Source organism: Azomonas macrocytogenes, from assembly GCF_014191985.1.
Lineage (GTDB): Bacteria > Pseudomonadota > Gammaproteobacteria > Pseudomonadales > Pseudomonadaceae > Azomonas > Azomonas macrocytogenes.
In genome coordinates this window covers 40,611-60,065 of sequence record NZ_JACHXI010000013.1, presented here as the reverse complement: position 1 = coordinate 60,065, position 19,455 = coordinate 40,611, and the positions used below count along the sequence as shown (strand labels likewise).

At 58.5% G+C, this 19,455-nt stretch carries 18 protein-coding genes; 6 read left to right on the top strand and 12 right to left on the bottom strand.

Features of this window, described 5'->3' with window-relative positions; genetic code table 11:
* Window positions 1-30: 30 nt before the first annotated feature.
* The 6 genes from FHR87_RS12690 to FHR87_RS12665 all read right to left on the bottom strand — a co-directional run bounded on the left by FHR87_RS12690 (window position 31) and on the right by FHR87_RS12665 (window position 6,038).
* Complete coding sequence (locus FHR87_RS12690; RefSeq protein ID WP_183167097.1) at window positions 31-936, bottom strand: lipopolysaccharide kinase InaA family protein; 906 nt, start codon at window positions 934-936, stop codon at window positions 31-33.
* A gap of 231 nt (window positions 937-1,167) precedes the next feature.
* Entirely contained in the window at window positions 1,168-2,406 is a 1,239-nt protein-coding gene (locus tag FHR87_RS12685; RefSeq protein WP_183167143.1) for a sensor histidine kinase, read from the bottom strand.
* A 50-nt stretch (window positions 2,407-2,456) separates the two neighbouring features.
* A complete protein-coding gene (locus FHR87_RS12680; RefSeq protein ID WP_183167096.1) occupies window positions 2,457-3,128 on the bottom strand; it encodes a response regulator transcription factor in 672 nt (223 codons plus the stop codon).
* A gap of 220 nt (window positions 3,129-3,348) precedes the next feature.
* Window positions 3,349-4,989: a chaperonin GroEL gene (gene groL / locus FHR87_RS12675; RefSeq protein WP_183167095.1), complete on the bottom strand. Its 1,641-nt coding sequence runs from the start codon at window positions 4,987-4,989 to the stop codon at window positions 3,349-3,351.
* A 42-nt stretch (window positions 4,990-5,031) separates the two neighbouring features.
* Window positions 5,032-5,325, bottom strand: a complete 294-nt coding sequence (locus tag FHR87_RS12670) for a co-chaperone GroES (protein ID WP_183167094.1) — start codon at window positions 5,323-5,325, stop codon at window positions 5,032-5,034.
* Window positions 5,326-5,582: 257 nt separating this feature from the next.
* A complete protein-coding gene (locus FHR87_RS12665) occupies window positions 5,583-6,038 on the bottom strand; it encodes an FxsA family protein (RefSeq protein WP_183167093.1) in 456 nt (151 codons plus the stop codon).
* A 374-nt stretch (window positions 6,039-6,412) separates the two neighbouring features.
* On the opposite strand from FHR87_RS12665, the gene FHR87_RS12660 reads away from it, so the two are divergent.
* On the top strand, window positions 6,413-8,128 hold the full coding sequence (locus tag FHR87_RS12660) for an AmpG family muropeptide MFS transporter (protein ID WP_183167092.1): 1,716 nt from the start codon (window positions 6,413-6,415) through the stop codon (window positions 8,126-8,128).
* A 44-nt stretch (window positions 8,129-8,172) separates the two neighbouring features.
* Here the strand turns inward: FHR87_RS12660 and FHR87_RS12655 are convergent, their stop codons facing one another.
* Window positions 8,173-8,652 carry a YajQ family cyclic di-GMP-binding protein gene (locus tag FHR87_RS12655; protein WP_183167091.1) on the bottom strand — a complete coding sequence of 160 codons (480 nt, stop codon included), beginning with the start codon at window positions 8,650-8,652 and terminating at the stop codon, window positions 8,173-8,175.
* Window positions 8,653-8,780: 128 nt separating this feature from the next.
* Here FHR87_RS12655 and FHR87_RS12650 point away from each other — a divergent pair, with 128 nt between their 5' ends.
* From FHR87_RS12650 to FHR87_RS12630, 5 genes are read left to right on the top strand one after another with little or no spacing between them, the layout of a single operon-like run.
* A complete protein-coding gene (locus FHR87_RS12650) occupies window positions 8,781-9,740 on the top strand; it encodes a GGDEF domain-containing response regulator (RefSeq protein ID WP_183167090.1) in 960 nt (319 codons plus the stop codon).
* Window positions 9,737-10,648, top strand: coding sequence for a putative 2-dehydropantoate 2-reductase (locus tag FHR87_RS12645; protein WP_183167089.1), 912 nt, complete (start codon window positions 9,737-9,739; stop codon window positions 10,646-10,648). Before FHR87_RS12650 ends, FHR87_RS12645 begins: the two co-directional genes overlap by 4 nt.
* 33 nt (window positions 10,649-10,681) lie before the next feature.
* A complete protein-coding gene (locus tag FHR87_RS12640) occupies window positions 10,682-12,697 on the top strand; it encodes a sensor histidine kinase (protein ID WP_183167088.1) in 2,016 nt (671 codons plus the stop codon).
* A 13-nt stretch (window positions 12,698-12,710) separates the two neighbouring features.
* On the top strand, window positions 12,711-13,295 hold the full coding sequence (locus FHR87_RS12635) for a cob(I)yrinic acid a,c-diamide adenosyltransferase (protein WP_183167087.1): 585 nt from the start codon (window positions 12,711-12,713) through the stop codon (window positions 13,293-13,295).
* The gene (locus tag FHR87_RS12630; RefSeq protein WP_183167086.1) at window positions 13,288-14,310 is read left to right on the top strand and encodes an ion transporter; all 1,023 of its coding nucleotides are present in this window, start codon (window positions 13,288-13,290) and stop codon (window positions 14,308-14,310) included. Before FHR87_RS12635 ends, FHR87_RS12630 begins: the two co-directional genes overlap by 8 nt.
* Window positions 14,311-14,331: 21 nt before the next feature.
* Here FHR87_RS12630 and FHR87_RS12625 read toward each other — a convergent pair whose 3' ends face one another.
* The 5 genes from FHR87_RS12625 to argJ all read right to left on the bottom strand — a co-directional run bounded on the left by FHR87_RS12625 (window position 14,332) and on the right by argJ (window position 19,333).
* Window positions 14,332-15,093, bottom strand: a complete 762-nt coding sequence (locus FHR87_RS12625; protein WP_183167085.1) for an alpha/beta hydrolase family protein — start codon at window positions 15,091-15,093, stop codon at window positions 14,332-14,334.
* A complete protein-coding gene (locus tag FHR87_RS12620) occupies window positions 15,080-16,204 on the bottom strand; it encodes a DUF3182 family protein (RefSeq protein WP_183167084.1) in 1,125 nt (374 codons plus the stop codon). The genes FHR87_RS12625 and FHR87_RS12620 overlap by 14 nt, the downstream gene beginning before the upstream one ends.
* Window positions 16,205-16,374: 170 nt before the next feature.
* A complete protein-coding gene (ahpC, locus tag FHR87_RS12615) occupies window positions 16,375-16,938 on the bottom strand; it encodes an alkyl hydroperoxide reductase subunit C (protein ID WP_183167083.1) in 564 nt (187 codons plus the stop codon).
* Between the two features lie 183 nt (window positions 16,939-17,121).
* Entirely contained in the window at window positions 17,122-18,066 is a 945-nt protein-coding gene (locus tag FHR87_RS12610; protein ID WP_183167082.1) for a Nudix family hydrolase, read from the bottom strand.
* Window positions 18,067-18,115: 49 nt separating this feature from the next.
* Window positions 18,116-19,333 (bottom strand): bifunctional glutamate N-acetyltransferase/amino-acid acetyltransferase ArgJ, encoded by a 1,218-nt coding sequence (gene argJ, locus FHR87_RS12605; RefSeq protein WP_183167081.1) that lies wholly within the window; start codon window positions 19,331-19,333, stop codon window positions 18,116-18,118.
* Window positions 19,334-19,455: the final 122 nt, after the last annotated feature.

The window sequence follows — 19,455 nt, the reverse complement described above, 5'->3', positions numbered from 1 at the left end:
TGCCGACACTCTGCACCAGACGAAACAAGGTTACCAGCCGCCGTGAATCGACTTCGTCGCTTGCCTTTGATAAGGCTTTTGCGATGGGTGGCCGGTAGGTGGATGCACTGGCGGGAATGACGGTGACAACTGGACTGTGCCGTTCTGCGGCGGTAGCACTGACGATGGCGATGAAGCCGAATAGTGTGACGAAGCAGAATTTTCGCATATTGAATAAGGTGCGCATGTTGTCCGCTCTCTTGTTTCCAGTTCCGCAGTAACGGTTTCCCGGTAGCCCTGCCACAACCAGCGCCATTCATCTTCACCCCAGGCGGAATGCCGCCGCAACTTGCTCATGTCATGTCGCTCGGCAAGACGACGTGACAAGCGACGGCGACTTTTTTCCAGGTCGAGCAGCGCCAGCTCTATGCTTTGGTCAGGGCGAACCCGCAGAAAAACATGGTTGTCGTACAAGGCGCCATGTTGCCAGCGCGCCCGATGCAAACGGGACAGCATTCGGCCAAGCTGGCGAAAGATATGCTCCTTCAGAGCCGCGCTCCACTGCAGTTGATCGCCCCGCTCGTAACAGGCTTTCAAACTGTCGAATCCCTCCAGGGCCACAGTGATCAGCAAGGCATCCCGGTGTTTCTCGATCAAGCGAACGCCGCAGTAAACGACCTGGGGAACACCGATACCCAGTGCGGCAAAAGCCAGCAGCGCCCGGTTTTCACGCAGAATGGTCGGTTCACCCAGCGGGTGACGCAGACTTCGATAGCAATAATTGGTCTGTTGCTTGGAATACAGCAAACGCCCATCGCTACAGTGCAGCCGCTGCACACCGCTCACGCCGCCACGTTTCACGTTCGGCGGCTCGACCCATTCTCCAGGAATCGTCAACCATTGATCGAAAGGGCTGATGTGCAGGAGTTGACCAGCAGTCGTTGGTGCCTTGCCCATTACTCGTACCTTGCGCAGTAGAGGGACCCTCTTTGCTATAAGAGGGATTCGCAAAACGTTCATTCTATCGCCGTATACGCGAGATTGAGCGCCCCGTAACGGCACAAAACAGCTGCGGCGGCCTGAATCCATCAATGGGCTGATTCGAGCACAGCGATTGTGATACACCGGTCAAGCCTGTGTGAAGAATCCGTCAATGAATGCAGAGTAAACCGGAACAGCCAACGCCACTCAGGAGCGAGCCGCACGCTTGCCGTGCAAATCGACTGCGAACCGGCAACCATGCGGCACAACCGGCGTCAGCTGGATATGCCAGCCTTCATGTAGGCAAATCCGCCGCACCAGCGACAAGCCCAGTCCCAGCCCATCGCCACGCTCACGATTGCCGCGCACAAAAGAGTCGAATACCGTCTCGTGCAAATCCTGCGGAATGCCGGCACCACTATCCTCCACGACAAAACCGTCTGCCTGCAGGGTCAGGCGGATATAGCCGCTGTCACAGTAATGCAGGGCATTGCGTAGGAGATTGCCGAGAATCGAGCGGAGAAACGACCCGTTATACAAACCCGACGTATAGTCGCTGGAAATATATTCCAGGCACAGCCCTTTGGCTTCGATGGCCGCGCGCCATTCCAGCACCAGTTCGTCGGCGACTTCCTGCAAGGAAACCTTCGACACGCCATTGGTTTGTCCGCTTTCGGCGCGTGCCAGCTGGAGGAAGGTTTCGACCAGTTTCTGCATATTGGCGCTGGCCCGGGAGATACGTTCCACTTGCTTGCGGGCACGCTCATCCAGTATCGGATTGACCAGTAACAACTCGCAGGAACTGGCCAGCACCATCAAAGGCGTTCGCAGCTCATGGCTGACATCGCTGGTGAACAATTGCTCGCGCTGTAGCGCCTGACGCAACTGAGTCAAGGTTTCGTCGAAGGCAGCAGCCAGTTGACCAACCTCGTCCGGCGCATAATCGAGTGCCAGGGGTGGTGCCAGGGCCAGCAACTGATCACGATGGCGCACCTGTCGCGCCAGTCGCGCCACCGGCTCCAGAACCTTGCGGCCCAATAGCCAGCCCAGCATAGTCGCCAGCAATACGCACAATAAAAAGCCGATCAGAACGATGGCGTACATGACTTGCTCACGCCGCTCGAAATCGCTCTGATCCTGAATCAGGACATAACGACGATCACCGACCTTCTTCACCATGACATGGTAGAAAAAAGGCTCCCGCAGCACCTCATGAAAACCCTCGCCCAGCTCTGCGAGATCGTCGGGAATCGCAAATCTTCCTTCTCCCCCGGAGAAATAAAAGAACTGATTGGCACGGGTTGCCAGATGCAACTCCTTGGGGTCCCTGGCCTTCAGCAACAGATCCAGATCGCTTTCCAATTCTGCAGAAATCAGCCGTTCCTCGACCAAATGGACAGCAGTTACGATCCCCACGGCGAAAGCCCCGGCCACAAGAACAGCCATCACCACGAAAGCGATGACGATCCGTTGTGCCAGGCTCGACTTATATTCTGTCACTGCTCTGCCAACCGGTATCCGAGACCGTGCACCGTATGCAATAAAACACTCGGAAAGGGTTTATCCACTACCTGACGCAACTGATGAACATGACTACGCAGACTGTCACTGTCAGGGCAATCATCACCCCATAATGCCTCTTCGAGTACTTCGCGCCGTACCAGATGTGGGCTTTTTTGCATGAGCAGTGCCAGCAGTTTCAGACCGATGGGGTTGATTTTCAGGGCGCGGCCGGCACGGGTAACTTCCAGGGTCTCCAGATCGTAGGTCAAATCGGCCACCGAAAGCAGACGTTTGCCGCCTCCTTGAGAGCGACGAATAATAGCCTCAATACGGGCAGCCAGCTCCGAGAGGGCGAATGGCTTGAGCAGGTAATCGTCCGCCCCCGATTTGAAGCCGAGCAAGCGATCATCCAGGGCATCGCGCGCTGTCAGCATGATGATCGGTGTGTCCTTGCGCGCCTCTTCGCGCAAACGCTGGCATAGGCTGTAGCCATCCAGGCCAGGCAACATCACATCCAGGACGATCAAGTCAAAATGCTGGGTCGCTGCCAGATGCAGCCCATTCAAACCATCCTGCGCACAATCCACCGTGTAACCCTTGAGCTCCAGATAGTCGACGAGATTGGCAAGGATATCTTTGTTATCCTCAACGAGAAGAATTCGCATATTTTCCTCCTGTGCTCACCTACGCAGGACAGCTTGCCTTCAGATGAACTTAAGCATCTGCATTACTTGATTTTTTATTTAGGCCGAGCGGGGAATGCGACCGAAATGCCTTTTGGACCACCGAGCTGACTTACTCTGCAGGCATGCACCAACGGCTGGCAAGCGCTCGAAAAAAAAGCCCCGCGAACGGGGCTTTTTTCATCTCGGAGAATGAACCGGCTTACATCATGCCGCCCATTCCACCCATACCACCCATGTCCGGCATGCCACCAGCAGGCTTGTCTTCCGGAATCTCGCCAACCATGGCTTCGGTGGTAACCATCAAACCGCCGATGGAGGCCGCAGCCTGCAGCGCGGAGCGGGTCACCTTGGCGGGATCGAGGATACCCATCTCGATCATATCGCCGTACTCACCGGTGGCAGCATTGAAGCCGTAGTTGCCCTGGCCACCCTTGACCTTGTCGACCACTACGCTTGGTTCGTCGCCGGAGTTGGCCACGATCTGACGCAGCGGAGATTCGACGGCACGGCGCAGCAGCGCGATACCAACGTCCTGGTCTTCATTGTCGCCCTTCAGATTGGCGATAGCTTGCAGTGCGCGCACCAGAGCTACACCACCGCCAGGAACCACGCCCTCTTCCACTGCCGCACGGGTAGCGTGCAGAGCATCTTCGACGCGGGCTTTTTTCTCTTTCATTTCGACTTCAGTAGCCGCACCGACCTTGATCACGGCAACACCGCCAGCCAGCTTGGCCAGACGCTCTTGCAGTTTTTCCTTGTCGTAGTCGGACGAAGTTTCTTCGATCTGCACGCGGATCTGGGAAACGCGGGCTTCGATGTCGATCTGGGAACCGGCGCCGTCGATGATGGTGGTGTTTTCCTTGTTCAGGACCACGCGCTTGGCATTACCCAGGTGCTCCAGGGTAGCGGTTTCCAGGGACAGGCCGACTTCTTCGGAAATGACAGTGCCGCCGGTCAGGATAGCGATATCCTGCAGCATGGCCTTGCGGCGATCACCGAAGCCTGGAGCCTTGACGGCAGCGACCTTGACGATGCCACGCATATTGTTGACCACCAGCGTGGCCAGGGCTTCGCCTTCCACGTCCTCGGCGACGATCAGCAACGGGCGACCGGCCTTGGCGACGCTTTCCAGCACCGGCAGCAGTTCGCGAATGTTGGAGATCTTCTTGTCGACCAGCAGCAGCAGCGGGCCATCCAGCTCGGCCACCATGGTGTCTGGCTTGTTGATGAAATAAGGAGACAGGTAGCCGCGATCGAACTGCATGCCTTCGACGACAGAGAGTTCGTTTTCCAGGCCGGAACCTTCCTCGACGGTGATCACGCCTTCTTTACCGACTTTTTCCATCGCTTCGGCAATGATGTCGCCGATCGAGGAGTCGGAGTTGGCGGAGATGGTGCCGACCTGGGCGATGGCCTTGGAGTCGGCACACGGCTTGGCCAGGTTCTTCAGCTCGGCGACGATGGCGATGGTGGCCTTGTCGATACCGCGCTTGAGGTCCATCGGGTTCATGCCGGCGGCAACAGCCTTCAGGCCTTCGTTGACGATAGACTGGGCCAGTACAGTAGCGGTGGTAGTGCCGTCACCGGCAGCATCGTTGGCCTTGGAAGCAACGTCCTTGACCAACTGGGCGCCCATGTTCTCGAAGCGGTCCTTCAGCTCGATTTCCTTGGCGACCGAGACGCCGTCCTTGGTGATGGTCGGAGCACCGAAGCTCTTTTCCAGGATGACATTGCGACCTTTCGGGCCGAGGGTGGCCTTGACTGCATCGGCCAGGACATTCACGCCAGTCAGCATTTTCTTGCGGGCGGAATCACCGAACTTGACTTCTTTTGCTGCCATTTTGATCGTTCCTCAATCTTGTTTATGGAGATTCGCCGGATATCAGGCTTCGATGACTGCGAGAATTTCACTCTCGCCCATGACCAGCAGGTCTTCGCCGTCGACCTTGACGGTATTGCTGCCGGAGTATGGGCCGAATACCACTTTGTCACCGACCTTGACGGCCAACTGACGCACTTCGCCATTGTCCAGCACGCGACCAGTACCGACCGCCACGATTTCACCACGGTTGGGCTTCTCGGCTGCGGAACCCGGCAGGACGATACCGCCAGCGGTCTTGGTTTCTTCTTCGCTGCGACGGATCACGACGCGGTCATGCAGAGGACGAAGCTTCATTGTCGATCTCTCCTTACTGAAGGGTTTCATACCGATGGCCACTCCATCGGCTGGTTGGCAAATCCGGCCTGGCCGGTCGCGGCTCGCAGGGCGAACCGCGTGATTACGGACTGTCGTTTTTTGACAGCGACCTTTCGGTGACCGCTACATGCGGGCTGCAAGAGTTATTTCAAGGGGCGCTCAGGTTTTTTTTGCTATCCAAAACAGAACCGGCATGCCAAGCATGCCGGTTCCAGGATCAATACGGCAGAGAACAATTACTTGTCCTTGCGCTCCCATTCGCCCTCGATTACCTCGGGACGATGATGCTCGGCGCCCGGTGGGGAATTTGTCTGCTTGTCGAACGGTGGCTGGCGTTGCATTTTGGCTTCGATACGCCTCTGCAAGAACGTCAGCATAAGCCGACGAGACGGCGGAAAAAGTACCAGCAAGGCCAGCAGGTCACTCAGAAAACCAGGCAGCAACAACAACCCGCCCGCCACCGCGATGACGACTCCTTGCAGCATTTCACGCTCGGGCAATTGTCCACGGGCGAGGCTTTCACGGGCACGCCAGGCCGTGGCGAAGCCGGCCAGACGCATCAACAGAATACCAACCACCCCACTCAACACCAGCAGCAGCAAGGTGGGCAGTACCCCGATCGAACTACCAACCCTGATCAGCAGTGCCAGTTCGGCCAGCGGAAAAAGGAGGAAGAGAAAAAGGATCTGCATCGTTGATTCCTCGGAAGAGCAGCTTCCGGTCTACGCTAAGTGACGACAAGCCGCAGCGAATTCAAGCCCCTGAATTGAAAACGGCTGTAACCGGATGATTCGCTCAAGTCATTAATGGTGACGGCTAAAGAGCCCGCTTTCAAGCCGACCATTGCCTACATCGCCGATGCTTGTACAGGTGAATATTCAAGCAGCTGTGTCATACAACCAACCATTTGATTTAAAAGAAATTTCCCAAAAATATCTTTAACATACTGATTTTACTAAAAAATCCAGACAGCCAGATTATCCGCGGTACGTGCAACCACTGCTGGCATTCCATGGATCGCACCGGTTAGAGTGTACGTTTATTCCAACCGACCTGCTCTGGCCCTATGTCCGTTAGATCCTGGCGCGAAGCACTGGCTGTCTATGCCAGTCCTGCCTCATTGACCCTGCTGCTACTGGGTTTTGCCGCTGGCCTCCCTGCAGTACTGGTTTTTTCCACACTTTCGGTCTGGCTGCGCGAGGCTGGCGTTTCACGGGAAACCATTGGCTATGCCAGCTGGATCAGCCTGGCTTATGCCTTCAAATGGGTCTGGTCGCCCATGCTCGACCAGTGGCGCCTGCCCTGGATCGGCAGCTTGGGCCGACGCCGTTCCTGGCTGGTTTTGTCGCAAGCGCTGATCGCCATCGGCCTGGCAGGCATGGCGCTGTGCAACCCGCAACACAACCTGGCTCTACTGATTGCCTTTGCCGTCATGGTGTCTTTTTCATCAGCCACCCAGGATATCGCCATCGACGCTTATCGGCTGGAAATCGCCGAAGATCGGCTGCAAGCCACCCTGGCTGCCTGCTACATGACTGGTTACCGGGTCGCCATGCTGCTAGCCAGCGCCGGTGCACTCTTCATCGCCGACTGGTTGGGGTCGAGTGACCTGGTCTACGATCAAGCCGCCTGGACCATGACCTACCTCGCCTTCGCCCTGCTGATTCTACCGGGCCTGGTCACCAGCCTGGTGATCCGCGAGCCGAAGGCCGATCCCCTGCCCCCTGGAGCTACGTTCTACAGCTTCAACCACCAGTTGGCCGCTATCGGCCTGCTGCTGATCCTGCTGATTTCCTTTCCGGCGATGGTCAATGCCTTGATGGATCAGGCCTGGCCACGAGCTACACTCTACGCGCTGTTCATTGCCGGCTCGCTGTCCAGCAACGGCCGCAGTTTGCTGGTGCCGGTACGGCACATTCTGAAAGATGCGCGTCGGCGCCAGCGCCAGTGTTCCGGCCCCGAACACACGGACTTCGCGCATCAGGGTGTCTCGGTGATCGTGCTGATTATTCTGCTGATCTCGTTCACCGGCATGACCCAGGCGTTTTATGGCGGTTATTGGCCGCGCGGCCTCATGTACCTGCTGATCTGCGCCATCTGCCTGTCGGCTCCCGGCCGTATCCTGATGGGGCCGGTGATGTCACCAATCACCGAATTCATGCTGCGCTATCGCTGGCAGGCGACTCTGCTGCTGGGATTGATCGCCACCTATCGGATGTCTGACACGGTCATGGGGGTAATGGCCAATGTGTTCTATATCGACCAGGGCTTCACCAAGGAACAGATTGCCAGCGTGAGCAAGGTGTTCGGCCTGATCATGACGCTGCTCGGTGCCGGTGCAGGCGGTGTGCTGATCGTGCGCTTCCACATCCTGCCGATCCTGTTCCTCGGCGGCGCCGCCTCGGCAGCGACGAACCTGCTGTTCCTCCTGCTGGTGGACATGGGTGCCAACCTGCAGATGCTGATCATGACCATCTCGTTCGACAATTTCAGCGCCGGACTCGCCTCCACGGCATTCATCGCCTATCTGTCGAGCCTGACCAACCTGAAGTTCTCGGCCAGCCAATATGCCCTGCTCAGCTCGCTGATGATGCTGTTGCCCCGGCTGCTGGGCGGGTATTCGGGCGTGATGGTGGAAGCGCTCGGCTACAAGGAGTTTTTTCTGCTCACCACCCTGCTCGGGGTACCGACGCTACTACTGATCGCCTGGCAATGGGGTTGGGGGCCAAAACCCTTGGACAAGCGCGGTGAACAGGTATTGGCTGGAGAAACCGACCCCTGATCCGGCCGCTTGTGCCTGGCCTGCGCAGCCGGCCAGGCATGGCATCAATCGCGGAAGTTGTTGAACTGTAGCGGCATCTCGAAATCCCTGGCGCGCAGTGCGGCGATGGCTTCCTGCAAATCGTCACGCTTCTTGCCAGTCACTCGCACCTGCTCACCCTGGATCGCTGCCTGGACCTTCAGCTTGGTATCCTTGATGTAAGCGACGATCTTTTTCGCCAGGTCCTTGTCGATACCTTCACGCAAGGTCACTTCCTGTTTGACTACTTTGCCTGAAGCATACGAGTCCTTGCATTCCAGGCATTGGATATCGACCTTGCGCTTGACCAGGTTGTTGCGCAGGATATCGAGCATCTGCTCCAGCATGAAGTCGGCTTCGGCAGTCAGACTGACGGTCAGCTCCTTCAGCTCGAAGCTGCCCTTGCCACGCAGGTCGTAACGGCGGTCAAGCTCCTTGGCGGCATTGTCCACTGCGTTGGTGACTTCGTGCTTGTCCAGTTCGGACACCACGTCGAACGAAGGCATGGAATCTCTCCAGAGCGGGGTGTGACAGGACGGAACCTGGCGTACCCGGCTTTTCGATGGGTTGAAAGGAACGATCATTATAACGGTTGGACAAGCAAGTCTCGTCCTTGATTGGCAGGATCGGAATCATGCTCGACAACGAACTCAGCATTCTCATAGTCGACGATACGACATTTTCGATCGCCATGATCCGCCGTCTACTGGCAAAGGCTGGCTATCGCGACATACGCCATGCACAAAGTGCCGAGGATGCGCTGCGGCAACTGAACGAGCGCGCGGCCAGCCTGGTGATCGCCGACTGGATGATGCCGCAAACCAGCGGCCTGGAGCTTACCGAACAAATCCGCCAACACGACCGGGGTACCGGTCACTATAGCTATATCGTGCTTCTCACCGGACATGAGCAAGAGCCGGCGCTGGCCAGGGCTTTCGAAAAAGGCGTCGATGACTTCATCGGCAAAGCCGAGATCAGCGAACAGCTGATTCCACGAATCCTGGCTGCCGGACGCCTGTGCGACACACTGCGAAACCTGCTGGATGAAACGCGCCGGTTGTCCAAGGAACTGGACCATATCCAACGGCAAAGCACGGTCGACGCCCTGACCGGGCTTGGCAATCTCCGCTGCCTCCGGCAACGCCTGCCCGATACGCTGAAGCTGATCGAAGCACGTGGTGGAGCCCTATGCTACCTGCTGATAGGCCTGCCCGAAGCCGAGGCACTACGGTGCCAGTACGACCACAGTATCTACCTGGACCTGCAGCGCGATATCGCAAATCGCCTGCAACAATCGATACGCCCGCTGGACAGCCTGTTCCGCCTGGACAACGGCCATTTCGCCATACTGATCCTGCTCGACGAAGCAGACGGCTGCACACCCGATTCGTTCAAACGTCTGCACGAGAACCTGAACACGAAAGCCTTCGATACCGCTGCAGGCGTGCTCGATCTCAAGGCCGCTATCGTCATGGCCTGCCTGGATGCGCGCGCCCTGCCGACCGACCCGCTACGCATTATGGAGCAGGCCGACAAGCTGCTGCCGACCGCCAGCGCGGCAGGCCGAATAGTCCCCATGCAGATAGGCGCATGACCTGGCATATCCTCGGCGCCGGAAGCCTGGCCACGTTATGGGCGGCACGCCTGGCCCGCAACGGCCAGCCTGTCCGGCTGATTCTGCGCAACCCGGCTCGGCTTGCAGCCTACCGCCAGGCCGGCGGTCTCATCCTGATCGAAGACGGCCAGGCCCAGCATTATCCGCTCGCTGCCGAGCTGCCGGCCGAGCACTTACCCATCGAGCGACTATTGGTGGCCTGCAAGGCCTACGATGCCGAAGCGGCCGTTGCCAGCGTAACCCCACGCCTGAGCAGCAGCGCGCAAATCCTGCTGTTGCAGAACGGCCTGGGGAGCCAGCAGGCAGTGGCAGCACAACTGCCGCAGCAGCGCTGCCTGTTTCTCTCCAGTACTGAAGGAGCCTATCGCGAGGCCGATTTTCGCGTGGTGTTTGCCGGCTGCGGCCAGACCTGGCTGGGCGACCGCCAGAACGGCCCAGCACCCGCCTGGCTCGCCGAACTCGCTGCAGCAAAGATTCCCTGTTGCTGGACGACAGACATCATGGCCCGGCTATGGCGCAAGCTAGCGCTGAACTGCGCGATCAATCCACTGACCGTGCTGCTCGACTGTCACAATGGCGACCTGCTGCAGCACCGCAATACGCTGAGCGTGCTCTGTGCCGAATTGATTGGCCTATTGCGAACGTGCAACCAAAGCGAAGCCGCCGAAAACCTGGAAGAAGAAGTCCTGCGGGTAATCCAGGCAACCAGCGGCAACTACTCTTCCATGCATCAGGATGTCGCCAACGGCCGGCGTACCGAAATTGCTTACCTACTCGATTATGCTCTGACCCATGCCCGTCAGCTCGACCTGCACCTACCCCACTTGAAAGAGCTTCGGCATCGCCTTGGCGAACGACTCATTGCCAATGGCCTGCCTAATAACTGAGTGGCCATCCGCCTCACCTGTCCCGGAGGGTGAATGACTTTGCGCCAGCGCCTTGAAAACCTTCCGGTCGGCCGCAAGCTGCTGGTGGCCATGCTGGTCCTGCTCACCGCGGTATTGCTGACCGCAAACCTGGCATTCATCAGCGCCGTCTACTGGATTTCGCGCCAGAGCGTAGCGCCCCAGGCCATGCAGAGCATCGCCGAGCTGCTCGCTTCGCCGGAACTGAGCCGCAGTGCCCTGGTCTCGCAAGAATCGGCCAAGGCCTTGCTGCTGCGCCTGGACAACTACTCGCAACTGCGCGCTGCAATCATCTACGACGCCCAGGGCAACATCCTCGCAACACTTTACAAGGGACAGCACCTGGATATTCCTCGCGATATCCGCGAGCTCGATAGCTGGAGGTTGGGCGAATTTCGCGCCACGCTGCTGGCCGAACTGCCCCAGCCCGAAGGACCGCCTGGCCACTTGCTGCTGGTAGCCACCAGCGAGCTGCCTGGCGCTTTCTATACCGGCACACTGAGCGCCAGCCTGGGCATCCTGCTGGTGAGCCTGCTGTTCTGGGTACTGGTCTCGAGACAGATCAGACGACTGATTACCAGGCCGATCCGGCGCCTGGAGGAACTGTCCCGGCGCGTGACCCGCGAAGAAAACTACTCGCTGCGTGCAACGCCCAAGGCTGCAGACGAGATCGGTCATCTTGCCGATGCGTTCAATACCATGCTTGCACGTATGGAGTCCCGCGAAAGCCAGCTCAGGCGCGCCCGCGACGATACGCAGGTCGCGCTCGATCAATCCCAAGCCATGGCCGAGCAAACGCGCCGCTCGCATCGCCAATTGGAGCTGGAAGTCCAGGTCCGCAGCAAGATCGAGAAAAAGCTCACCGGCTTCCAGCGCTACCTCAACAATATCATCGACTCCATGCCTTCGGCGCTGATCGCAGTCGACGAAGATCTTAGCGTTACCCAGTGGAACCAGCAGGCCAGCATACTTTCTGGAACCTCCCTTGACGATGCGATCGGTCAGCCACTGCTGTCCGCCTTCGCCGCACTCGATCCGTTTCTTGATCAGATTCGTAGCGTCGCCGCCCAGCAGGAAATGGAGAAGATCGAGCGAATTACCTGGCTACGCGGTGAAGAGCCGCGTACCTATGAATTGACCTTCTATCCGCTGGTAGGTGGCGGTGGCCTTGGTGCGGTGATCCGGATCGACGACATCACCGAGCGCATCGCCCTGGAAGAAATCATGGTGCAATCCGAAAAGATGCGTTCGGTCGGCAGCCTCGCAGCCGGCATGGCTCACGAAATCAACAACCCGCTCGGCGCCGTCATGCACAATGCACAAAACATCCGCCGCCGGCTCTCGCCCGAGTTGGAAAGAAACCAGGAAGTCGCCCGGGAAACCGGCGTCAAGCTCGATGCCATCAATCTTTACCTGCAGGCACGCCAGATCCCCCAGTTGCTCGATGGCATCCAGCAAGCCAGCAAGCGTGCCGCTCGCATCGTCAGTCATATGCTCAGCTTCAGCCGCATGAGCAACCGTCAGTTGGACGAGTGCCAATTGCCGAGCCTGATCGAACAGGCATTGGAAATTGCCGATAACGATTTTGATCTGGCCGAAGGGTTCGATTTTCGCGCCATCAAGATCATCAAACATTTCGACCCACGAATTGATCGGGTTCCCTGTATCGGCAACGAGTTGGAACAGGTTCTGCTCAACCTGTTGAAAAATGCTGCCCAGGCCATTCACCAGAAAGGTGAACGGACACCTGGCCGGATCATCCTGCGCACCCGGCTCAGTCCACCATGGGTGGAAATCCAGGTGGAAGACAATGGCAGTGGCATGCCGGAGCACATTCGCCAGCGGATTTTCGAGCCGTTCTTCACCACCAAGGAGGTCGGTCAGGGAACCGGACTGGGTCTTTCCGTCTCGTATTTCATCATCACCAACAATCACAAAGGCCAGATGGAAGTACAGTCCCGACCCGGTCAGGGAACCATCTTCACCCTGCGCCTGCCGCTGGTATCGCCTCGCCAGAGAGTATCGGCCTGACCCGGAGCCACACATGGGCAACCGCTTATCCAGGATCTACACCCGCACTGGCGATACTGGTGAAACTGGCCTGGCCGATGGTCGGCGCGTAGCCAAAAATCATCCACGCATAGAGGCGATCGGCGAGGTAGATACCTTGAATTGCCAGCTCGGCCTGCTGCTTGCCGAACTGGACGAAGCCATGGCGAACTGGCCAACCCTCAGTGAACTTCGTGACCTGCTCGCCCCTTGTCAGCATCGCCTGTTCGATCTAGGCGGCGAGCTGGCCATGCCGGACTATCAGGCGCTGGATGAAACGCAAATCACCCGTCTGGAGCAGGCCATTGATCGGTGGAACCAGGAGCTTGGGCCGCTCGAAGATTTCATCCTGCCGGGCGGCTCACGACTGATCGCCCAGGCGCACCTGTGCCGTAGCGCGGCCCGTACGGCGGAGCGTCGCTGTCTGGCACTGCATACTGACGAACCGCTGCGGCCGGTCTGCCTGGCGTATCTGAACCGGCTTTCCGATGCCCTGTTTGTTGCGGCCCGCCTGATCGCCCGACGTCAGGGACGGTCAGAAGTTCTCTGGCAGGCTTGCGGAGCGAACCGGCATGGCTGAGCACCCGCGATATACGCCTGAACGCGACCGCCTGCACGCGCTATGGGAAACCTTCATCGTTACATTGGTCTGCCTGAACCTGGGGCTGCTTTTGTTCGATAGTCTGTTCATGCTTGCACCGATCGACCAGACGCTGGCTGTCTGGCTACCGCAACTGCATGGGTTTTATATCCAGCGGATACACGCGCACCTCGTGCAGATCGATCTGGTTTTCATCGCCTTCTTCGTTTTCGATGTCCTGTTCGGCTGGGCCGTAGCCTTGCAGGAAAAACGCTATGCGCGTTGGTATTACTATCCGTTCGCCCACTGGTACGACGTACTCGGCTGCATTCCCCTCGGCGGATTCCGCTGGTTGCGCATCCTCCGGGTCTTCGCGCTGTTGTTGCGTCTGCAGCGGCTCCAGTTGATCGACATGCGCCGCTGGGCCATCTATGGATTCGTCAATCGTTATTATCAATTACTGCTCGAAGAGGTGTCCGACCGGGTCATGATCAAGGTATTCACCCGCCTGCAGCAAGAGATCGGCGCCCGCGACGATCTGGCCCAGCGCCTGATCCATGAAGTCATCAGGCCTCGCAAACAGCGCTTGCTGGACGATCTTGCACGCCGCCTGCAAGGCATGCTGGAAGGTGGCTATCATAATAATCGCGGTGCCATTGAAAACTATGTAAGCGGCCTGATTCACCAGGCATTGACCGATACGCCGAAGCTGCACAACCTACGCCGCCTGCCATTGGGTGAACGCCTGGCCGATGGTATCGACGAAGCCCTGACGGACATCGCGGGCCGCCTGCTGCAGGGCGCGGTCAGTGGGTTACAGAGTGCACCGTTCCAGGCGCTGGCGCGCAACCTCGCCGATCAATTCTTCGAAGCCTGGCTGCATCAGGAGGACAACACGGATCTGGCACTGGAAGAACTGCTGGTCGATATCATCGAAGTCCTCAAGCAGCAAATCGTAGACCGACATTGGAGCAATTTCGTCGGGCCACAGGTTCCAGTCGATCAGCCAGTCTGAATACGCGCCAAGAGATCGCCTTCACAGATAGCGATCCCGGCGCTCGCCAAGCCGTGCACCGATGACCATTTCCTCGGCCCAGCTCACCAGAATGTCCTTCCAGGCCTGACGGGAATGCTCTTCGCTCAAGCCATGGTCGGCACCATCGATAATACGGTGGGTCAGGGAATGGGTTTTCTGCAGGGCCGCGCGATAGTTCATGATCGTTTCGTGAGGCACGAAGGCATCATGCTCGGACTCGACAATCAGAACATCGCCGGTAAACGCCGCACAGGCAGCCAGGGCTCGGTTTTCCTTGGGGGTCACTCGGGAATTCCGATAACGGTTGAGCTCGTCCCGATCCAGCTTGCGCTTGGGCAAATGCCAGTCCTCATCCCGATAGAGCGCCGGCACGCGCAGCGCCAGCCACTTCACGGGGCGCAGAGAAGTAAGGATGGCCGACAAATACCCGCCATAACTGGTACCTACCACACCGATCGACGAACGATCCGTATGCGGGTGCTCGACCAAGCGGTCGTAAGCCGCCAGCAGATCCTTGAGATTGTGTTCGCGCGTCACCGTCTGTTGCTGAGCGAGCGTCTCGCCATGACCACGCAGATCGAACGACAGGCAGATACAACCGAGCCCGGCCAGATCCTTGGCCTTGGTCAGATCGAACTCCTGGCTGCCGCCCCAACCATGCACGAACAGCACACCGGGCATCTTGGCCAAAGGCTCGAGAAAGGTTCCGGCGATCTGTTCGCCCTCAACGTCGATTTCCAGAGCTTCACTACGTGCGGCCATAGTCCTCCACCACTACGCTTTTACTGATATACCCAACCTCTGCATCTTCGCCGCTGAACAGTACGGTGGCATTGGTCGGCAGTTGCCGCCCGTAGCCATAGAGCTCCAGTGACGAAGCACGCACTACGGCAGGTGCGTCGTTGTGCGTGAAAACGTCCAGCGCGGCTATTTCTGCGCTACTGGCTCCACCGATCCGCCATGACTGCTCCAACACCCCGGAACATGCATGACCACCGGGACCGATTCCTCTGGCAATATCATAGTTACGCCTGGACGCGTAGAAATCCGGAAAACAAGCAGAAGCTGCCTGGTCGTAGACGGCCGCCTGCTCTATGGCCAGATGAATATCATCAGGCATATCCAGGGCCTGTAGCGTATCGAAATCGCCATCGACAACAACCAGATCGGAGCCGCCATAGACTTGCTCGCCGCGATTGTCCACGGTCAAGCGCTGGGTACCGTGATAACTGATAATGCGTCCCCCGAGTCGAACCTGGCCGACGCTGATGGTGGTCACATCCTCCAGGTTCGCTTCCAATACCAAACCGCACTCATTCATTTCCCCGCCATTCACCTGGGCCAGCATCTGATCCAGGACCACAGGGTCGTCGATACGGACCTGGCCCCGGCCCGCCGTGGCCAGCACCGGCTTCAGGCGCAGTGGCCCTTGCTGCAACAGATGCAGTCCGGCCTCCCGGGCGTCCTCCAGAGAAAAGGCGGTATAGCCTGGCAGTACGGCGTCGCGAACCTGTTCACAGAATGCCTGTGACCAGCCTTTTGGCGCACGGCTGTGCTCACGAATCAACGGATGGGTTATGGCCTTGGTAGCTACAAAGGAATACGGCACGACGCCGCCAAACAGATCCTGCTCTCCGGTTATGCCCAGATCACGGCTCCGCTCGGCTCCGACTATCGAGCCGGAGGGAACGAAGTAGCAATGCTCGCGATCATGCACCGCTGGGTCATATTCTCCAGCGAACTCCCGCCCTGTCAGTACAGCCAGGCGCCGGGCAAGTTGCTGGTGAACGATTTTCTCGTGTTCGGGTTCGTTTTTTCGGTTGGGATAGGTCACTACCACACCGCGTGCAATCGCTGAGTTCGCTATCGTCATCAATCCGACTCCCAAGAAGTATCGGAATTAGGACATCCCTGGCTCGTCAACTATCCCTGCCAACCCGAGTCGATCGGCTTTGTATCAGCCTGAAAAGCAAAACGCCCGGGCTTGGGCCACCGGGCGTTTACTGCGCGGGGCCTGGAAAGGCCTGCGCGGGAATCTTGAACTTAGATCTTGCCAACCAGATCCAGGGAAGGCGCCAGAGTGGCTTCGCCTTCTTTCCACTTGGCCGGGCAGACTTCGCCCGGATGGGCAGCGACGTACTGGGCGGCCTTGACCTTGCGCAGCAGTTCGAGGGCATCGCGACCGACACCGCCAGCGTTGACTTCGATGATCTGGATCCTGCCTTCCGGATCGATCACGAAGGTACCGCGGTCGGCCAGGCCGGCTGACTCGATCAGGACTTCGAAGTTGCGGCTAATGACTGCGGTCGGGTCGCCGATCAGCGGGAACTGGATCTTGCCGATAGTCTCGGAAGTGTCGTGCCAGGCTTTGTGAGTGAAGTGGGTATCGGTGGAAACACCGTAGATTTCCACGCCGATGCTTTTGAAGGCCTCGTAGTTATCGGCCAGATCACCCAGCTCGGTGGGGCAGACGAAGGTGAAGTCGGCCGGATAGAAGAAGAAGATGGACCATTTGCCTTTCAGATCGGCTTCGGTCACTTCTACGAATTTGCCATTGTGGAAAGCGGTGGATTTGAATGGTTTGACTTCGGTGTTGATCAGAGACATTGAATTCTCTCCTGTTACTGGGGGGTTCAAACTTTACTGGGGATTACCTTACTCCAACCACCCTTATATAGTTAATTGATTGAAAAAATCACATGAATTGACTCATTCAATAATAACCAGGGTCAGAGTGTAGAGGTAAAGGGTGGCATAACTTTGGCAAAGACCGGAACCTCGCTTCGAGGTTCAAACGCGCCACAAACCACGAATGGAAGCAATCCCCTGGGCGCCGGCTTGCATGGCCTGGGGCAGGTCAGCCGGTGTCATGCCGCCGAGCAGATAGGCCGGCCGGTTGAAATTGTCTAGCAGCGCTGCCGCTCCTGCCCAGCCGAGCGGAACGGCCTCAGGGTGAGTCCGGGTTGGCTGGATTGGCGAAAGAGTGACGAAATCCACCTCCATTTCTGTGGCCAGAGCCAGCTCTTCGGCATCGTGGCAGGAAGCGGCCAGCCAGCGCCCAACCGGGAAAGGACGCCCCCTGCAAGCATGCTCGCGCAACTGCGTGGAAGTGAGATGCCAGCCCGCTGCAGGAAAATCGCCCAACCATTCGAACGGGCCCTTGAGCATCAACTGCGCACGTCCTGCACAAAGGCCAATGGCATCGACGGCCATATCCCGGTAGTCAGCACTGAACATGTCCGGTGCCCGCAGTTGGATCAGGCGGATACCGCTGTCCAGGGCAGCTCGCACTCCCTGCAGCAACTGCTGTGCAGTCAAATCCTGCGGCGTGACCAGATAGCGATCCGGCAAGCGGGCCGCCGCAACGACCGGTTGGTTGGCGGCAGGGAATTCGTAATCCGTCAATGCACGCGGCGCAACCCAAACAATGGATTGCCCTTCAGCACCGCGAGGCGCGCCGGAAAAACCAGTCACTTCCCATACATCCAGCAGTACACGCTTGCCGGAATAATCGTGCGTGACCCGAATCAGCGGACGCGCCACCGTCACGGCAATCCCCAGCTCCTCATCCAGCTCGCGTGCCAGAGCGGCCTCGACCGTTTCACCCGTTTCCACCTTGCCGCCTGGAAACTCCCATAAACCGCCATGGGGCTTGTCGTCGGGCCGTCTGGCGATCAGTACCCGGCCATCTGTAGCACGAATCACGGCAGCGGCAACATGGATGGACTCACTCATCGACCTCTCCAAACGCTTGAAACCTGCCCGCTCAGGCTTTCGCCTGCCATCAAGTCCGGTATTCCGCATTGATCTTCACATATTCATGCGACAGATCCGTAGTCCAGATGATCTCGCTACAGTTGCCACGCCCCAGTTCGATACGGATGTCGATTTCCGCCTGCGCCATCACCGCAGCGCCCTGCTCTTCGGTGTAGCTGGCTGCGCGACCACCCTGGCTGACGATACAGACCGCGCCGAGAAAGACATCAATCTTGCCGACATCCAGTTGCGGTACACCCGCTCGGCCGACTGCCGCAAGAATACGCCCCCAGTTCGGATCGGAAGCGAACAAGGCAGTCTTGATCAGTGGTGAATGGGCGACTGCGTAGCCGACATCCAGGCATTCCTGATAGGTCGCACCGCCGTTGACCCGAACCGTAACGAATTTGGTGGCGCCTTCCCCGTCACGGACGATGGCCTGGGCCAGCTCCATCGAAACCTCCAGCACCGCCTGTTGCAGCGCGGCAAACAGTTCACCACCCGCCTGGTCGATCTCGGGTAACGCAGCCTGGCCGGTCGCCACCAGCATGCAGCAATCGTTGGTCGAAGTATCGCCATCGATGGTAATACGGTTGAACGACCTGTTCGCCGCCTCACGCAACAGATCCTGCAGCACCAGGGCGCTGACCTTGGCATCGGTAGCGATATAACCGAGCATCGTCGCCATGTTCGGCTTGATCATGCCGGCACCCTTGCTGATACCAGTGACGGTAACCGTCACGCCAGCGTGCTGAAACTGGCGGCTGGCACCTTTGGGCAGGGTATCGGTGGTCATGATGCCGCTGGCAGCGGCCGCCCAATTATCCGCGTTGAGATCGGCCAGCGCGGCCGGTAATGCGGCCTCGATCTTTTCGACCGGCAGAGGCTCACCGATCACGCCGGTGGAAAACGGTAGCACTGCACCTTCCTCGACATTCGCCAGCTCCGCCAGACGCGCACAGGTTTTTCGGGCCGACGCCAGGCCGGGCTCACCGGTACCGGCATTGGCGTTGCCGGTATTGGTCAGCAGGTAACGCACGGCTCCGGCGACCCGCTGCCGGGCCAGAATTACCGGGGCTGCACAGAACGCGTTCAGGGTGAACACACCGGCAACTCTCGAGCCTTCGGCACAGCGCATCACGACCACATCCTTGCGCCCAGGGCGCTTGATGCCTGCCGAAGCGATACCCAGTTCGAAACCAGGGACCGGATACAACCGAGGTAGAGGACCAAGACCGACAGCCATTGAAGATGCTCCTGAAGAAGGAAAAACGCTGGAACAGATTCGTACGTTCAAATGAAGCCCTGATTACGCTCAGGGCTCGCGCTTGCTCCGAATCCTCAGACCGGGCGATCCGGTCGAGGCGC

Bases quoted from the DNA above. Each gene is read 5' to 3' on its own strand.
- groL (WP_183167095.1), bottom strand. From the start codon at position 4,989: ATGGCAGCAAAAGAAGTCAAGTTCGGTGATTCCGCCCGCAAGAAAATG.
- FHR87_RS12630 (WP_183167086.1), top strand. From the start codon at position 13,288: ATGGCTGAGCACCCGCGATATACGCCTGAACGCGACCGCCTGCACGCG.
- FHR87_RS12660 (WP_183167092.1), top strand. From the start codon at position 6,413: ATGTCCGTTAGATCCTGGCGCGAAGCACTGGCTGTCTATGCCAGTCCT.
- FHR87_RS12620 (WP_183167084.1), bottom strand. From the start codon at position 16,204: ATGACGATAGCGAACTCAGCGATTGCACGCGGTGTGGTAGTGACCTAT.
- FHR87_RS12670 (WP_183167094.1), bottom strand. From the start codon at position 5,325: ATGAAGCTTCGTCCTCTGCATGACCGCGTCGTGATCCGTCGCAGCGAA.
- FHR87_RS12665 (WP_183167093.1), bottom strand. From the start codon at position 6,038: ATGCAGATCCTTTTTCTCTTCCTCCTTTTTCCGCTGGCCGAACTGGCA.
- FHR87_RS12655 (WP_183167091.1), bottom strand. From the start codon at position 8,652: ATGCCTTCGTTCGACGTGGTGTCCGAACTGGACAAGCACGAAGTCACC.
- FHR87_RS12635 (WP_183167087.1), top strand. From the start codon at position 12,711: ATGGGCAACCGCTTATCCAGGATCTACACCCGCACTGGCGATACTGGT.
- FHR87_RS12610 (WP_183167082.1), bottom strand. From the start codon at position 18,066: ATGAGTGAGTCCATCCATGTTGCCGCTGCCGTGATTCGTGCTACAGAT.
- FHR87_RS12640 (WP_183167088.1), top strand. From the start codon at position 10,682: ATGACTTTGCGCCAGCGCCTTGAAAACCTTCCGGTCGGCCGCAAGCTG.
- FHR87_RS12650 (WP_183167090.1), top strand. From the start codon at position 8,781: ATGCTCGACAACGAACTCAGCATTCTCATAGTCGACGATACGACATTT.
- FHR87_RS12625 (WP_183167085.1), bottom strand. From the start codon at position 15,093: ATGGCCGCACGTAGTGAAGCTCTGGAAATCGACGTTGAGGGCGAACAG.
- FHR87_RS12690 (WP_183167097.1), bottom strand. From the start codon at position 936: ATGGGCAAGGCACCAACGACTGCTGGTCAACTCCTGCACATCAGCCCT.
- FHR87_RS12680 (WP_183167096.1), bottom strand. From the start codon at position 3,128: ATGCGAATTCTTCTCGTTGAGGATAACAAAGATATCCTTGCCAATCTC.
- FHR87_RS12645 (WP_183167089.1), top strand. From the start codon at position 9,737: ATGACCTGGCATATCCTCGGCGCCGGAAGCCTGGCCACGTTATGGGCG.
- ahpC (WP_183167083.1), bottom strand. From the start codon at position 16,938: ATGTCTCTGATCAACACCGAAGTCAAACCATTCAAATCCACCGCTTTC.
- FHR87_RS12685 (WP_183167143.1), bottom strand. From the start codon at position 2,406: ATGGCTGTTCTTGTGGCCGGGGCTTTCGCCGTGGGGATCGTAACTGCT.
- argJ (WP_183167081.1), bottom strand. From the start codon at position 19,333: ATGGCTGTCGGTCTTGGTCCTCTACCTCGGTTGTATCCGGTCCCTGGT.